Annotated in this window: 16 protein-coding genes; 9 read left to right on the forward strand and 7 right to left on the reverse strand. The window is 64.8% G+C overall.

Annotated elements, in window-relative coordinates:
• Positions 1-9: 9 nt before the first annotated feature.
• From WKC72_RS40945 to pucL, 5 genes are read left to right on the forward strand one after another with little or no spacing between them, the layout of a single operon-like run.
• A complete protein-coding gene (locus WKC72_RS40945) occupies positions 10-2,691 on the forward strand; it encodes an ATP-binding cassette domain-containing protein (RefSeq protein ID WP_370184983.1) in 2,682 nt (893 codons plus the stop codon).
• Positions 2,691-3,398: an ABC transporter ATP-binding protein gene (locus tag WKC72_RS40950; RefSeq protein WP_370184985.1), complete on the forward strand. Its 708-nt coding sequence runs from the start codon at positions 2,691-2,693 to the stop codon at positions 3,396-3,398. Before WKC72_RS40945 ends, WKC72_RS40950 begins: the two co-directional genes overlap by 1 nt.
• A gap of 8 nt (positions 3,399-3,406) precedes the next feature.
• Positions 3,407-3,916: a 2-oxo-4-hydroxy-4-carboxy-5-ureidoimidazoline decarboxylase gene (gene uraD / locus WKC72_RS40955; RefSeq protein ID WP_370184987.1), complete on the forward strand. Its 510-nt coding sequence runs from the start codon at positions 3,407-3,409 to the stop codon at positions 3,914-3,916.
• A complete protein-coding gene (uraH, locus tag WKC72_RS40960) occupies positions 3,913-4,257 on the forward strand; it encodes a hydroxyisourate hydrolase (protein WP_370184989.1) in 345 nt (114 codons plus the stop codon). The genes uraD and uraH overlap by 4 nt, the downstream gene beginning before the upstream one ends.
• Before the next feature lie 2 nt (positions 4,258-4,259).
• Entirely contained in the window at positions 4,260-5,153 is an 894-nt protein-coding gene (pucL, locus tag WKC72_RS40965; RefSeq protein WP_370184991.1) for a factor-independent urate hydroxylase, read from the forward strand.
• 71 nt (positions 5,154-5,224) lie between these two features.
• Here the strand turns inward: pucL and cas5 are convergent, their stop codons facing one another.
• From cas5 to WKC72_RS40995, 6 genes are all read right to left on the reverse strand, one after another.
• Positions 5,225-5,353 carry a CRISPR-associated protein Cas5 gene (gene cas5 / locus WKC72_RS40970; protein WP_370184992.1) on the reverse strand — a complete coding sequence of 43 codons (129 nt, stop codon included), beginning with the start codon at positions 5,351-5,353 and terminating at the stop codon, positions 5,225-5,227.
• Positions 5,354-5,891: 538 nt separating this feature from the next.
• Entirely contained in the window at positions 5,892-6,731 is an 840-nt protein-coding gene (locus tag WKC72_RS40975) for an alpha/beta fold hydrolase (protein WP_370184994.1), read from the reverse strand.
• A gap of 80 nt (positions 6,732-6,811) precedes the next feature.
• Complete coding sequence (locus WKC72_RS40980; protein ID WP_370184995.1) at positions 6,812-7,726, reverse strand: catechol 2,3-dioxygenase; 915 nt, start codon at positions 7,724-7,726, stop codon at positions 6,812-6,814.
• Positions 7,727-7,738: 12 nt separating this feature from the next.
• A complete protein-coding gene (locus WKC72_RS40985) occupies positions 7,739-8,155 on the reverse strand; it encodes a 2Fe-2S iron-sulfur cluster-binding protein (RefSeq protein WP_370184997.1) in 417 nt (138 codons plus the stop codon).
• Between the two features lie 56 nt (positions 8,156-8,211).
• Positions 8,212-9,831, reverse strand: coding sequence for a 4-hydroxyphenylacetate 3-hydroxylase family protein (locus WKC72_RS40990; RefSeq protein ID WP_370184999.1), 1,620 nt, complete (start codon positions 9,829-9,831; stop codon positions 8,212-8,214).
• A 44-nt stretch (positions 9,832-9,875) separates the two neighbouring features.
• The gene (locus WKC72_RS40995; protein WP_370185001.1) at positions 9,876-10,442 is read right to left on the reverse strand and encodes a flavin reductase family protein; all 567 of its coding nucleotides are present in this window, start codon (positions 10,440-10,442) and stop codon (positions 9,876-9,878) included.
• A 233-nt stretch (positions 10,443-10,675) separates the two neighbouring features.
• On the opposite strand from WKC72_RS40995, the gene WKC72_RS41000 reads away from it, so the two are divergent.
• Entirely contained in the window at positions 10,676-11,614 is a 939-nt protein-coding gene (locus tag WKC72_RS41000) for an AraC family transcriptional regulator (protein WP_370185002.1), read from the forward strand.
• 57 nt (positions 11,615-11,671) lie between these two features.
• Here WKC72_RS41000 and WKC72_RS41005 read toward each other — a convergent pair whose 3' ends face one another.
• Positions 11,672-12,442, reverse strand: coding sequence for an IclR family transcriptional regulator (locus tag WKC72_RS41005; RefSeq protein ID WP_370185004.1), 771 nt, complete (start codon positions 12,440-12,442; stop codon positions 11,672-11,674).
• 154 nt (positions 12,443-12,596) lie between these two features.
• Between WKC72_RS41005 and WKC72_RS41010 the strand changes: the two genes are divergently transcribed.
• From WKC72_RS41010 to dmpG, 3 genes are read left to right on the forward strand one after another with little or no spacing between them, the layout of a single operon-like run.
• On the forward strand, positions 12,597-13,427 hold the full coding sequence (locus tag WKC72_RS41010; RefSeq protein WP_370185006.1) for a 2-keto-4-pentenoate hydratase: 831 nt from the start codon (positions 12,597-12,599) through the stop codon (positions 13,425-13,427).
• Between the two features lie 5 nt (positions 13,428-13,432).
• Entirely contained in the window at positions 13,433-14,416 is a 984-nt protein-coding gene (locus WKC72_RS41015; RefSeq protein WP_370185008.1) for an acetaldehyde dehydrogenase (acetylating), read from the forward strand.
• The gene (gene dmpG, locus WKC72_RS41020; RefSeq protein WP_370185010.1) at positions 14,413-15,441 is read left to right on the forward strand and encodes a 4-hydroxy-2-oxovalerate aldolase; all 1,029 of its coding nucleotides are present in this window, start codon (positions 14,413-14,415) and stop codon (positions 15,439-15,441) included. The genes WKC72_RS41015 and dmpG overlap by 4 nt, the downstream gene beginning before the upstream one ends.
• Positions 15,442-15,590 lie beyond the last annotated feature (149 nt).

Below are 15,590 nucleotides of genomic sequence, written 5' to 3' on the forward strand. Positions count from 1 at the left end.
AAACACGCTATGAACGACTTTCTGAGGTTCGCTCTGCTCGGGATCGGGGTAGGCGCCATCTACGGGCTGTCTGCACAAGGCCTGGTGCTGATCTTCCTGGGGAACAAGGTCTTGAACTTCTCGCAGGGCGCGATCGCCCTCCTGGCGGCCTATACCTACTTCGAACTTTCCGATGCAGGTGTACCGATGTGGCCATCGGTTCTTCTCGCGCTGCTCGGCAGCGCCGCCCTGGGTGCCGTGATCGAAGTCGTCATCATGCGCCCACTTCGCGACGCATCCTCCGTGACACGCTTGGTCGCGACGATCGGTCTGCTCACCGTCATCCAGTCCGCAGCCCTACTGCGATACGGCGACTCCACCCAGTTCGTCAAGGGTGTACTTCCGCGCACGACATGGCACATCACGGACAGGCTCATCATCACCTCCGACCGAGCCCTGTTACTCGCCATCGGGATAATCGTCACCCTCGCCCTGATCGGCGTGTACCGCCATACCCGGTTCGGAACGGCAACGATCGCGGTCGCCGAGAACCCTAGGGCCGCAGAAGTACTCGGGTGGTCATCCCAGACGATCTCACTCGCAAACTGGGCCCTCGGAGCCCTGCTGGCGGGAGGCGCCGGCATCCTGATCGCACCGATCAACGGACTGAACGTCGTGGCCATGAGCAACGTCGTATACGGGGCACTTGCAGCAGCACTGATCGGCGGATTCCGGTCGTTCGGTTGGGCAATGGCCGGCGGCCTGCTCCTCGGAGTCGCACAGGCCGAGACCGTCCGGATCAGCGGCGACGCGGGTTGGTCGACCGCCATCCCGTTCCTCGTGATCATCGGCGCAGTATTGCTGCGCAAGAACACCCTTTCCACACGCGGTGACGCCAAGCAACAACTCCCCGCCGTCGGGGCAGGCCAGATCAAAGCCTCGTCCATGGCGGTCGTGGCGGCAGTTGTGGGCCTCGGCACACTCCTGCTGTCCGGAAACATGCTGGACGCACTCTCCACATCACTGATTGCCGCGATCATCGGCCTGTCCGTTGTCGTATCCACCGGATACGCAGGGCAATTGTCCCTCGCACAGTATGCGGTGGCCGGACTCGGCGCCCTCGTCGCCGCCCGCCTGGCCGCAGAGGTCGGACTACCGTTCATCCTGTCACTTCTCGCCGGCGCGATCGCCGGTGCCCTGGCAGGTGCATTGATCGCAGCGGTTTCCCTGCGGGTGCGGGGTGACACGGTAGCGATCGTGACTCTGGGAGTCGCACTCGCCTTCCAAGCTCTCGTTCTCGCGAATCCTGTATTCACTGGAGGAATCAGTGGACTTCCCGTTCCGCCGCCGACTCTGCTCGGTATGAGCTTCGACAGCGTCGTGCACCCGACCCGTTTCGCCGTCCTGTGCGCGGCAATTCTCGTCCTGTGTTGTCTCGCAGTAGCAAACCTTCGTCGCGGGGAGGCGGGCCGGCGGCTTCTGGCCACGCGCAGCGGCGAACGGGCCGCAACCACCCTTGGCGTCAGCGCCACCGGCGCCAAGGTATACGCGCTGACAGTCGCGGGCGCACTGGCGGGCCTCGCAGGTGGTGTCGAGGCGTTCAGCCAACCGCAACTGGTCTTCACCGGGTTTACCATCGACGCAGCAATGGCACTTCTCGTCGCTGTCGTGCTCGCGGGAACCGGCTACATCGCAGCAGGCCCGATGGCCGGATTTGCCGTGACCGGGGGACTGGTCTACTACCTTCTGACGCTCACCGGTTGGCAGCAGTATCTGCCACTCGCCCTCGGCGTTCTCTTGCTCATCAACCTTGTACTCGTCCCTGACGGACTCGTACCCCAGAACGCCGCGATGGTGAGGGCTCTTGCCCGCCATCTGTGGCCCGGCCGAGCGGCCGCCGATGCTCCGCCCGCCGTGCCGGCGCCCCCGACGCCGTCCCACACGATTCCTCGTCGTGGAGCAACACTGGAGATCCGCGACCTGCACGTCAGCTTCGGCGGCGTCACCGCCCTCGACCACGTCAGTCTCTCGGTTCCCGCGGGTGCCGTCGAGGGCTTGATCGGACCAAACGGAGCAGGGAAGACCACGTTGATCGACGCCGTGACCGGGGTGACCCGCCGCTACGGCGGCGCCGTACTCTGCGACGGCAAGCCATTCGGGCATGAATCGGCCGCCGCACGGGCTCGCGCAGGCCTGGGGCGGACACTCCAAGGCCTCGAACTGTTCGACGAGCTGACGGTCCTCGAGAACCTCGAGGTCGGCTCCGGCCAACGAAGCAAATGGGCGTATCTCCGCGACCTCGTGTGGCCGAAAAAAATGGAGCTTTCACCGGGGGCGGTGGCAGCGGTCCATCGTTTCGGGCTCGCGCACGTCCTCGACCGTCGCCCCCACGAACTTCCGTATGGCCAACGGCGCCTAGTCGCAATTGCACGAGCGGTCGCGGCTCAACCATCGGTACTCCTGCTCGACGAGCCGGCGGCCGGGCTCTCCGCGCACGAGCGAGAAGAACTCGTGATACTGATCCGGGATCTCGTAGACGAGCACGGAATGGGAATTCTCCTCGTCGAACACGATGTCGACCTCGTGATGAAAGTCTGCGACCACATCACCGTCCTCGAATTCGGAAAAGTCGTCGCACGGGGAACCCCGGCCGAGATTCGGGCCGATCACGAGGTCCGGCGGGCCTTCCTCGGAGAAACGGAGACAGTGTGATGCAGCAACTCATCGACAGTTCGGTTTTGGCCGCGCGCAACCTGTCGGTTGGATACGGCGAGATCCCGGTGCTCCACAACGTCAGCGTCGCGGTCGCAGAAGGAGAAATCGTGGCCCTGCTCGGGCGGAACGGAGCAGGAAAGAGCACTCTCCTGCTCACGCTCGGCGGAATACTGCGCCCGTCCGCGGGTCATGTCGAACTGGGCGGACGAGAATGCACGACACCGGCCTACCGCCGCGCGAAACAAGGCCTCGCATATGTCATCGAGGAACGCGGCGTCTTCAGCGGCCTGACCGTGCTCCAGAACCTCCGCCTCGGATCGGGCACTGTCGAAGACGCAATAGCAATCTTTCCCGAGCTCGAGCCGCACCTGACGCGGTCGGCAGGGCTGCTGTCTGGCGGACAGCAGCAGATGCTCGCCGTGGGCAGGGCACTGGCCGCACAGCCGAAGGTTCTCTTGGTAGACGAGCTGTCGCTCGGTCTTGCACCGATGGTCGTCGAACGAATATTCCAAGCGATCAACGACGCCCGCGACCGCGGCGTCGGAGTGATGCTGGTCGAACAGCACTCTCGAACAGCCCTCCGCGTAGCCGATCGAGCTTACGTTCTCGACCAAGGCCGGGTCGTTCTCGACGGATCCACATCCGACCTGCTGCCGCGTATCGACGAAATCGAAGAGGCGTACCTAGGCGGAAGCACCGACTGACAGCCGCGATGATCGTCGATTCAGGGCTTCACCGCTTCAACACCGCTTCGTCGCAGGACGCGACCGAGTGGGTACGGACCTGCATGAATATCCCTCGATGGGTGGACGTCGTCGTCGACTCCCGCCCCTACCCCGATCGTGGGGCATTACTCACCGCGGCACGCACCGCCGCCGACCCGCTGACGGCGGACGAGATCGAGCAAGCCCTCGCGCACCATCCCCGAATCGGTGAGCCCCCGGGAGGCGACGACACCCAGGCGCACCTGGCACGCTCGGAGCAGTCGAACGTCGATTCGTCCGATGCGGCGGCGCAGAAGCGGCTCACCGACGGCAACCGCGCCTACGAGGACAAGTTCGGCCGGGTCTTCCTCGTCCGCGCCGCCGGCCGCAGCACGTCCGATATCCTCACCGCACTCGACCGTCGGCTACTCAACGACGAGGACAGCGAATTAGCCGTTGTCGCAGAGGAACTGCGCGACATCGCCGCACGTCGGCTCGCCGGGATGCTGGACGCATGAGCGAGATCAGCCAGGTCACCACTCACGTGCTGGATGCGGCCGAAGGCATGCCCGCGCGGGAGGTGCCGGTGTCGCTGACGGTCCAGCGCGACTCCGCCTGGATCACCGTTGCCGACGCTGTCACCGACGACGACGGACGCGTCACAACCCTGGGCCCCGCCCGACTCGAGCCGGGCACCTACCGGATCGTGTTCGACACCGGACGCTACTTCGCCGCAAAGGGACGTCCGACGTTCTACCCCGACGTCACCATCACGTTCGCGCTGACCGACAGCGAACAGCACTACCACGTACCTGTCCTTCTCAGCCCATTCGCATACTCGACCTACCGAGGGAGCTAATCATGAGCAAGATCGTGCTCGGCCAGAACCAGTACGGCAAGGCGGAAGTCCGGTTGGTCAAGATCACCCGGGACACCAAGCGACACGAGATCGAAGACGTCAGCGTGACTTCGCAACTGCGCGGAGACCTCGACGCGGTACACACCGAAGGCGACAACGCGCACGTCGTGGCCACGGACACCCAGAAGAACACGGTGTACGCGTTCGCTCGCGACGGCGTCGGCGCGATCGAGACGTTCGCGATGCGTCTCGGGAACCACTTCACCGGCGAGTTCGAGTGGATCACGGGCGGCCGCTGGGAGGTCGAGCAGTACTCGTGGGCGCGGATCCCGGTCGACGGCGAGGGCCACGACCATTCCTTCGTCCGATCCAGTGACGAACGGCGGAACACCGTGGTCACCATCGACGGCGATCGGACGTGGATCGTGTCCGGTCTCAGCAACATGGTCGTGTTGAAGTCGACGGGCTCGGAGTTCCGCGGATACCCGAAGGGCAAGTACACCACGCTGCAGGAGACGTCCGACCGGATCCTCGCGACGTCGGTGAGCGCCCGATGGCGGTACCTCACCACCGACGTCGACTTCGACAAGACCTTCGAGAACGTGCGGGCAATCATGCTGGAGGCCTTCGCCACGACGCATTCGCTCGCGCTGCAGCAGTCCCTGTTCCAGATGGGTTCGGCGGTACTCGAGGCGCACCCCGAGATCGCCGAGGTGAAGTTCTCGATGCCGAACAAACACCACTTCCTCGTCGACCTGGAACCGTTCGGACTCGACAACCCCGGCGAGGTGTTCTTCGCGGCCGACCGCCCCTACGGGTTGATCGAGGCGACCGTCGAGCGCGAGGACGCTCCCGACGCCGGCCGCGCCTGGGATTCCGTTCCCGGATTCTGCTAGGTAATTCGATGCCCGGAGCCCACGCCGTGGCCCCGGGCTCGATCCGGTGACCCAGGAAGTCGCCCTCGTAGTCAGTGCGGGTGACGTAGGCATTTGTGAAGGATGCCGACAAGAGCTTGCCGAGGCATGCAGGGTTGCGATGGTCTCCGCCGCGCGACGGGGTATTGACATGCGTCGCAATTCGTTGACGGGGCGCCCATGATGGCAACCTGCTAGTAGATGCGCCCTCGGACACGGCTGGCCGCACTTCTGCTGGATGCGGCGGGGCAACGGTGACGTCCTACGGAACGGGTGAGCATCGTCATCACCGGAGCGCCGACGACGGAGCCGGCCGTTCCCCGGCGTGCGGGTAGACGGTCGCTAGATCGAGTATCTCTTGTTCGGCGCAGTTTGATTCAGGGATGACCTGCCACAATCGCTCGATGACCGGTGTGTTGTCATTCCGAAGTGTGGACCAGGGTTTCCTCCTCGGTCGGGCCGCCGTACTGCGCCCACATGCAGGCGAAATCGATGAGGTTCTCCGCCTCGGTGTCAGGGTGTTTGCGAGTGCGGTTGGCTTGGACCCAGGCAGCGCGACGCCACTGGCGCCAATGGCGAGACTCGCTACGGTTAATGGGATTTCAGACATCTAGTCGGGGTTGGGGGAACCTTCTATGTTGTGGGTCCGCGCCGCACGGGGTACGTGGGGAAGCGACGCGTTCCTCGAAGTGGCCGTCAAATCAATTGACCCACAACACACTAAATTCTTACTGACAGGAATCCGGCCACCAAGCTGTTGAACCTTGCCGCGTGTTCGATCTGGACCCAGTGTCCGCAGCGACCGAAGACGTGCAGTTGCGAGCGCTCGATCAGCTCAAGCAGTCGGAGGGAGTTCGACAGGGGGATGACCTGGTCGTCGCGTCCGTGCACGATCAAGGTTTCGTGCTCGAGGGCGGCGATCCGATCGTCGGCGACGGCCATCGCGTCGACACCCTGTTGCCGGGGAGCGGGGAACATGGCGCTGAACGCTTCCTGTACGCCGGGGCGCGTAGCGGCGGCGAGCCGGAGCTCGGCGAGTTCGTCGTTGACCAACGATCGGTCGTACGCGAAGACGTCGAGCAACTTCCGCATGGCGGGCAGCGACGGTTCGAAACCCCACACCGCGTCGAGACCGACCGTGATCTCGAAAGGCACTCCGACACTTCCCATCAGCACCAGCTTGTCCACCCGATCCGGGTGCTCGGTCGCGATGCGCAGCGCGAGTGAGCCACCGAAGCTGTTACCGACGATCGAAACCTTGTCGAGTCCGAGGGCGTCGAGAAATCCGACGAGGTGGTCCGTCCACGTGGCGGAGTTGTACTCGACCCCGTTGGGACGTTCGGTGTATCCGAACCCGAGAATATCTGGAGCAATGACCCGGAACTTCTCTGCAAGGACGGGGATCGTCGTTCGCCAATTCGCCCATGCAGTGACCCCTGGTCCCGATCCATGGATGAGTATGACGGGGGCACCCTCACCCTCGTCGTGATAGTTCGTGGCGATCCCGTTCACGTCAATGGACTTTGCGATCTCCGGGCTGTGTTGAATCGATGTAGTCATGTGCTTCTGCTTCCATTGGGACGGTGGTCATCTGAGCGGGAAGGGACCGTGACGAAAAGACTGACGATCCTAGTGAGGGATTACGTGACGACCGTGAGGAAGTCCTGATCGAGTTCACGGTGGGTGAAGTTGATGCCCCGGGCTGCCTGGTCCATGGTCCAGGTGATGGTGCGGAAATCCTTCCCGGTGCGGTATCCGCCGGAGAAGACTTCGTTGCGGTTTCCTGCTGGGTCGAAGAAATAGATGGTTTCGCCACGGGTGATGCCGTGCCGGGCGGGACCGAAGTCGATCGGGACGTCGTGCATCGAGAAGACGTCGCCCGCGTGCAGGAGGGCCGACCAATCCGCGATGTGATACGCGAAGTGGTGCAGTTTGCCGTTCTCGCCCTGCACGAACGCGATGTCATGAGGTTGTTCGCCGCAGAACATCCAGGATGCGACGAGTTCGGTATTGTCCTCGCCGCCGACCAGTCGTTCCGCCGGCCGGAAGTCGAGAACCTCGGAGAAGAATCGTTCGAGCAGGGTCGGGTCTTCGGTGGTGATCAGTGTGTGATCGAGACGGGGGACGCCGATCCCGCGGATGCCGTTGCGCGGCCATGGATCCGGATTCCAGAGCCCTGTGGCGGTGCCGACGTACTCGATGTCGCTGTACAGTTCCAACGTGTGCTCGGACGGCAGCGTGATTCGTAAACCGTCTCCGACAGATTGATTGTCGCCCTTGCTCATACGTTCGACCGAGGCGCCGAACGTTCGGACCCGGTTCTCGATCTCGGCCAGAGACGCGTCATCGGCGACCTTGTAGCCGAGCTTGACCAGTCCGACGCCACCCTCGGTGAGAACGACCGAGTGGTGGTCTGCTTCGTCCCAGGATTTGAGGTACACCGTGCCGTCCTCTTCGTGGACGCAGTCCATGCCCAGGGTGTCGATGTAGTGATTCTTGGATTCCTCCAGGTCGGTCACGTTGATGTGGACGTAGCCCAGACGTAGAACGGACATGATGGACGTCTCCTATGAATTGGGTGGATTGTTAGCAGGTGCGTCGGCGGGGTCGCATGCTGTCCGCCTGAGTCCGGGCACGACGTCCACGATGCGGTCCCGTGGGCCGAGCTCGATGGTTGCATCCGATGTCGGCGTCGCTCTGCACGGCAGACACTTCTGGCTACGGACCGTGCTGTTGCCGGCGTCGATCACCGGGGGGCTGACCTGGGTGACATAGACGATGTCACCGTCGATCAATGTCGCTCGACAGGCGCCGCATCCGCCTCGTCTGCACTTGTATCGAGTCCGATACCCGTTTCGGCGCAATGCGTCGACGATCGTCTCGTTCGCCTGAACAGTGATGCGGATCCGGCTCGGTAGGACGGTGACGACATGCTCCCCGTCCGCGCTGTCAGCACTGATCACGCGACCGCCGGAATTCTCCATGTCCCTCTCCTTGCAAGTGCCCGCGTAGGCGGGACGGTTCAGGAAATCCGGGGCGGTTACCGGTGACCGAAGTAGGACACGTCGTCGTTGCCGATGAGGTCCGGGACGGTCCAGCCGTCGAGGTCGTACTCGCTCATGAACTGCTCTGCCAGGCCTTTCATGCCGGACACCACACCGGTGGCCTGAGCACCGAACAGCAGTTCGGCCTTGACGTTTTCGTGGTTACCGGAGTAGTTGCGTTCGTACAGCTCGTGGCGCCCACCGAACTCGCTGCCGATCGAATCCCACAGTGCCTTCATGACCTTCACACGGTCCACCGCCGGGATTCCGTCCGAGCCGCGCACATACTTGTCGAGGTACGGTCGGATTTCCGTCGACTTGAAGTCGGCCGCCGAGGACGGGAGGTAGATCAGCCCGGAGGCGACGTCCTGTTCGATGATCTCCTTGATCCGGGGGTATCCTTGCATCATGAACATCCGGTAGGTCAGGCCGTATTCGAGCTTGGGGATGACGGTATCGCCGATCCACTGTTCCGGGTCGCGCGCCATCGATTCGGTCAGTGACCAGAACAGGTTCCGCCAGCCGATGACTTCGCCGACACGGGTCTGCACGCCGCGGAAGCCGCCGGCGCCGGTGCAGTCGAGGGCCTTCATCAGCAGGCCGGCGATGAAGTCGAGCTTGACCGCGAGCCGGGTGCAGCCCTGGAGCATGGCGCGCGGGAGGAAGCCGGACTGTGGGAAGAAGGTGTTGATCTTGTCGACGGCCCCGTACATGAAGACGTTCTCCCAGGGCACCAGCACCTTGTCGAAGACGAGGATGGCGTCGTTCTCGTCGAACCGGCTCGACAGCGGGTAGTCGAACGGCGTTCCGGTGATTGCTGCGTTCTGCGCGTAGGAGGCTCGCGAGATCAACTTCACCCCCGGTTCCCCCATGGGCACCGTGCAGATCAGCGAGAATTCCTTCTTCTTGATCGGCAACCCGTAGTGGGCGATGAAGTTGTAATTGGTGATCGCCGACCCGGTGGCGACGACCTTCGCGCCCGACACGATCAGGCCCGAATCGGTTTCCTTCTCCACCTTCATGAACACATCGCCGACCTCATCCGGTGGGAGTTGCCGGTCGACCGGGGGATTGACGATGGCGTGGTTCCAGTACAGGACCTTCTCCTGGGATTCGCGGTACCAGCGTTCGGCGTTGGCCTGGAACGGCGAGTACAACTCCTTGTTGGCGTGCAGCGTCCCGAGGAACGAGGCCTTGTAGTCGGGGCTCCGGCCCATCCAGCCGTACGTCATCCGCGCCCAGGTGGCGATCGCGTCACGGTCGGCGAGCACGTCTTCGGTGGTCTTCGCGGTACGGAAGAAGGGCATCGTCACGCCGCCGTTGCCGGTGTCCGTCGGACACGTGAGGGTGTCGACGTGCTCACCGGTGTGCAGGTTGTCGTACAACCGCGCGATCATGCGGACCGAGTTTCGGAACGCGGGGTGGTTGGTGTGGTCCTTGACCCGCTCGCCGTGCAGCCAGATCTCGCGGTCGTCCGTGATCGACTCGATGTACTCATCGCCGGTCATCGGCCGCGTCGCATAGGTCTGGGGTTGGTTGACGGATGCGTCCGCCGCCGGATTGATTTGGGTCGGGTCGGTGGAGGCCACGTCGATGACAGGGGCAGTGGTGGTCATGGTGTTCCCTTCGATATGTCCGAGCTGTGAGGCAGAGGTGCGGACTACGCCGGTTGCCCCGCCAGGAGGTGAAGTGGTGTGAAGGAGGTGGTCGCGTCGAACCAGCCGCTGTGCGGGTCGTCCATCGACCCGTTCCATGCGGAGCCGGCCGAGGGGCTGCCGAGATTGTGGAATTTGCTGCGGTAGAACAATAGTGGGTCATCATTGCTGGTGGTGACGTCGACGATCTCGCCGATGAAGATGATGTGGTCACCGCCGTCGTATTGCGCCCATGGTGTGCAGGACAGTGTTGCGGCTGCCCCGCAGAGCAGCGGGGCGGTCGGTCCGTCTGCCCATACCGGACCCGGTACTTGCGGGCGGCCGGCGAAGTGCATGGCGGTGTCGACCTGGTCGGTGCCGAGGATGTTCACCGCGAACGGGGCGTCACTGAGGAACCCGCACGCCTTCGACTTGCGGGTGAGCGTCACCTGGCACAGCGCGGGTTCGAGCGATACCGAGGTAAATGCGGTCACCGTCGCGCCGTGGGGTTCACCGTCGGCATTTCTGCAGGTAATGACGGTGACACCGCTGGCGAACCGCCCGAAAATGTCACGTAGTGCGCGTGCGTCCATGCGTGGCCACCTGCTTTCGTTCGCTTTGTCGAGTCGCTCGACTTCGGGGTACGAACCCAAGGTATGACTGGGGTCACAGGACTGGCGATCCACTCAGCGAAGGGGCTATCCACTCAACGCAACGAGGAAATCGCGGACCCGATCAGGCTTTCCTGGTGATATAACTCACTAGAAGCGACGTTGTCAGGCGCAGCATCATCGAGGGCCGCGCTGGAGAGGTTGGTACGACTCTCGTGGAGAACACAGGCGATACCCCACCCTTCGAGGACTGGCACCACGTCCACGAAGCGGTCGCCGATGCGTACTTCCCGCATGTGATGAGACCACTGGCTGCCGGAGCCAAACCCCATGCGTCACTGGGAAGTGTCGATCTCGGATCATGTCGCATTACGCACATGGCGCTCGGAGGTGAGGTCACCGTGGTGTCGGAACATCCCGGCGCCTACGGCATCAACATCCCGGTCAGCGGAGAAATGAAGTCGGTGATCGAGCAGACCGAAGTCGTCTCCGCTGTAGGACAGGCCACCGCATGCCCGCCGAACGTCCGCACCGTGATCCCGCACTGGAACGCGGAGTGCCGCCTGATCGGATTCAAGATCGACGAAGACTATTTGCGACGCGAAATGGACCGCATTCTGGACCGGCCTGGACGACAACTGCCCTTGCAACTCGATCTCCGCAGCGACACCGCACAGAGTTGGTTGAAATTTCTGCGTTCGACCTACGACCAGATCGAGTCCAACGACAACCTGTTGCGTAACAACTTGATGCTCGACCAATTGTCCGGGGCCATCACGACAGGTTTCGTCCTCGCAGCGATACCCGACGAGGAACCTGGACGGTTCACCGACCGCCCCCGCGTGGTAAAGCGTGTTCTCACAGCAATTCACGATGATCCCGCCCGAGCATGGACACCCGGAGACATGGCCGAGATAGCGGGAGTCAGCGTGCGCAGACTGCAACAGGCATTCCGCGAATACGTCGGGATGACGCCCTTCGCCTACCTGCATGACGTCAGGCTCGAATGCGCACACACAGACCTGATCGTTTCCGCACCGCCCACGACGGTCCTCGACATCATCTACCGTTGGGGTATCACCCATTCTGGGAGATTTGCGGCAGAATACAGACGTAAGTATGGCGTCTCGCCCTCGCAGACTCTCGCGAGCTGAGTCACTTGGAGTGGGGCTTACCGCGAGTGTCACGAGACTCGAACTTCACAATCGGCATCAGGAGTCGGCGAGTAGTCGAGACCGTCGGGCGAGGGTGACACCGATCCCTTCGGCGGCGGCGCGCACCGAACTCGTGTGGGCCTCGGGGCGGAATCGGTGGGACGGGCCGGTCATGCTGATCGCGGCGACGACGTTCTCGCCGTCGCGGACCGGGGCGGCCACGCACACGATGCCGGTGGCGGATTCCTCGTATTCGTAGGCCACGCCCTCGGCGGCGATGCGGTCGAGCTGAGTGCGCAGCGATCCGGGGAGGATGACGGTGCGCGGGGTATAGCGAGGCAGCGGCGCGGCGAGCACCTGCTCCTGCAGTGCGCTGTCGGCGTGCGCGACCAGCACCTTGCCGATCGCGGTGCAGTGCACCGGCATTCGACCTCCGATCCTCGACGGCGCGCTCGCCTGCCGATGCCCGCCGATCTTCGACAGGTACACGACCTCCGTCCCGTCGAGGACCCCCAGGTGCACCGTCTCGTGGGTGCGCACGTACAGATCCTCCATGAACGGGATGGCCACCTCGAGCAGGCTGCGTTCGACCGACGCCCGCATTCCCAGCTCGAACAGGGAACCGCCCAGCCGGTAGCCGGCGTCGGTCCGGTCCAGCATCCGCACGGCGACCATGTCGGCGAGGACGCGGTGCAGGGTGCCCTTGGGGATGGACGTCCGACGGCACAGTTCGGCGAGCGACACGGCGGAGTCGTCGACGGTGAACGCGTGCAGCACCGACATCACCTTGCCCAGGACGGTCGTCCGGTCGAACTCCTGATCAGACACTGTGCATGCCACCTCCGTTGCCGCTGTTCCCGGCGATGCCGTCCACGATACGGGGCAGCGTTCGACTCAGTGGAACGCAATGCTTGGCCGGCGACCGCCCGGCAGCGACAGTGGAACCACAGTCCGTTCCCCCACGATCACATCGGGAAGTCAGATGAGCACACCTCAGGGCACCAGCGTGCCTCCCACGGCGCAGGCCTCGGCCGACGCGATCGCCGCCGCCGCCGAGCGGTTGAGCGCCGCCGCCGGAACCGGCACACCGTGCGCCCCGATCCGCGACCTGATCGGGCCCGACGACGTCGCGGCCGCGTACGCCGTGCAGGAGCGGAACATCGCCGCCCGGATCGCGGCCGGTGCGAGCGTCGTCGGACGCAAGATCGGCCTCACCTCCCCGGCCGTCCAGCAGCAGCTCGGCGTCGACCAACCGGACTTCGGTGTGCTGCTCGACGACATGCGCTGCGACGAGTCCGCCCCTATCCCGCTGTCGCGGCTGCTGCAGCCGAAGGCCGAGGCGGAGATCGCGTTCGTCCTCGCCGACGACCTGGTGGACGGACCGCTCGACGACGCCCAGGTCCGCGCCGCCGTCGACTACGCGGTTGCCGCCCTCGAGATCGTCGACAGCCGAATCGCCGGATGGGACATCACCTTCGCCGACACCGTCGCCGACAACGGGTCGAGCGGACTGTTCGTCCTCGGCGCCGAACGTCGCACCCTCGACTCCTTCGACCCGGTCGCCACACAGATGCAGATGTCGATCGACGGCACCGAGGTGTCCACCGGCACCGGGGCCGCCTGCCTCGGCGACCCCCTCCACGCGCTGGCCTGGCTCGCGCGCACCGCACGCGAGTTCGGCCAGCCACTGCGCGCCGGCCAGGTGATCTTGTCCGGGGCGCTCGGACCGATGGCCGCGATCGCCGCCGCAGGCACCGTCCGGGCCGACATCACCGGTCTCGGATCGGTCGCCGCAACCTTCACCCAGGAGTGACAACCATGAGCGAGAGCCCCCGCAAGGTCACCGTCGCGGTGATCGGATCCGGCAACATCGGAACCGACCTGATGATCAAGGTGATCCGCCATTCCGACGTCCTGCAGATGGGCGCGATGGTCGGCATCGACCCCGACTCCGACGGTCTCGCCCGCGCCCGCCGGTTCGGCGTCCCCACCACCGCGGACGGCGTCCAGGGTCTGCTGGAGTTGCCGAACTTCGACGACATCGACGTGGTCTTCGACGCCACCTCCGCCAAGGCGCACACCGCCAACGCCGCCCTGCTCGAACCGCGCGGCAAGCGGCTGATCGACCTCACCCCGGCCGCGATCGGCCCGTTCGTGGTGCCGGCGGTCAACCTCGACGAACACCGCTCGGCCCCCAACGTCAACATGGTCACCTGCGGTGGTCAGGCCACCATCCCGATCGTCGCCGCCGTCTCCCGGGTCACACCCGTCGCGTACGCGGAGATCGTCGCGTCCATCGCGTCGAAGTCGGCGGGCCCGGGCACCCGCGCGAACATCGACGAATTCACCGAAACCACCTCGCATGCCATCGAATCCGTCGGCCGCGCCCACCGCGGCAAGGCCATCATCATCCTCAACCCCGCCGACCCGCCGCTGATCATGCGCGACACCGTCCTGTGCCTGATCTCGGACCCCGACCCGAGCACCCACGACGCGATCCGCGACGCGATCGGGGCGATGGTCGAGCACGTCGCGTCCTACGTGCCCGGCTACCGGCTCAAGCAGAAGGTCCAGATCACGCCCGTCCCGGACGGCCAACCCGTCCACACCCTGCTCGCGTCGGGTGACCCCGCCGCCCCCACCCACCAGGTGTCGGTGTTCCTCGAGGTCGAGGGAGCGGCGCACTATCTGCCGGCCTACGCCGGCAACCTCGACATCATGACGTCGGCCGCCGTGCGCTACGCCGAAAGCATCGCCGACACGATCGCCGCCCCGACGGCAGCACAGGGAGCCACCCGATGACCACCCAACTGTTCATCCAAGACGTCACCCTCCGCGACGGCATGCACGCGGTCCGCCACCGCATCACCCCCGACGACGTCGGAAAGATCGTCGCCGCCCTCGACGCCGCCGGTGTCGACGGCATCGAGGTCGCGCACGGCGACGGACTCGCCGGCGGTTCCCTCAACTACGGTCCCGGCAGCAACACCGACTGGGAATGGATCGAGGCCGCCGCCGCCAACCTCACCCACGCCCGGCTGACCACGCTGTTGCTGCCCGGCATCGGCACCATCGCAGAACTCGAACAGGCCTACCGTCTGGGTGTGCGGTCCGTCCGCGTGGCCACCCACTGCACCGAGGCCGACGTCTCCGCCCAGCACATCGGGAAGGCCCGCGAGCTCGGCATGGACGTGTCCGGCTTCCTGATGATGAGCCACATGACCGGCGCGGCCGAACTCGCCGCGCAGGCCAAGCTGATGGAATCCTATGGCGCGCACTGCGTGTACGTCACCGACTCCGGTGGCAGGCTGACCATGGACGGTGTCCGCGAACGGGTCCGCGCCTACCGCGGCGTGCTCGACGAGGCCACCGAGATCGGCATTCACGCCCACGAGAACCTGTCGCTGTCGGTCGCGAATTCCGTTGTCGCGGTGGAGGAAGGCGTCACCCGGGTCGACGCCTCCCTGGCCGGACACGGCGCCGGTGCGGGCAACTGCCCGATCGAACCGTTCATCGCCGTCGCCGATTTGCAGGGCTGGAAGCACAACAGCGACCTGTTCGCCCTGCAGGATGCCGCCGACGACCTCGTCCGGCCCCTGCAGGACCGGCCCGTGCGCGTCGACCGCGAAACCCTCACCCTCGGCTACGCGGGTGTCTACTCGTCCTTCCTCCGGCACGCCGAAACCGCATCACAGCGGTACGGGATCGACGTGCGCACCATCCTCCTCGAGGTCGGCCGCCGCGGCCTCGTCGGCGGACAGGAAGACCTCATCGTCGACATCGCCCTCGACCTGCTCGCCACGAACCCTGAGCCCGCAGCGAGCTGAGTCCGGCTGCGGCGGCGGAGACTCGGCCCGCCGCAGCAAGGGGCTGATTACCTCACGACGGGGATCGTGTGGTCCTCGGCATACTCCCTCATGCCGGCTTCGGTCGAAACTTGGCGGCCGATACCGCTCTGCTTCACCCTTTCGAAAGG

The organism is Rhodococcus wratislaviensis, from assembly GCF_041228765.1.
In the GTDB taxonomy this organism is placed as follows: domain Bacteria; phylum Actinomycetota; class Actinomycetes; order Mycobacteriales; family Mycobacteriaceae; genus Rhodococcus_F; species Rhodococcus_F wratislaviensis.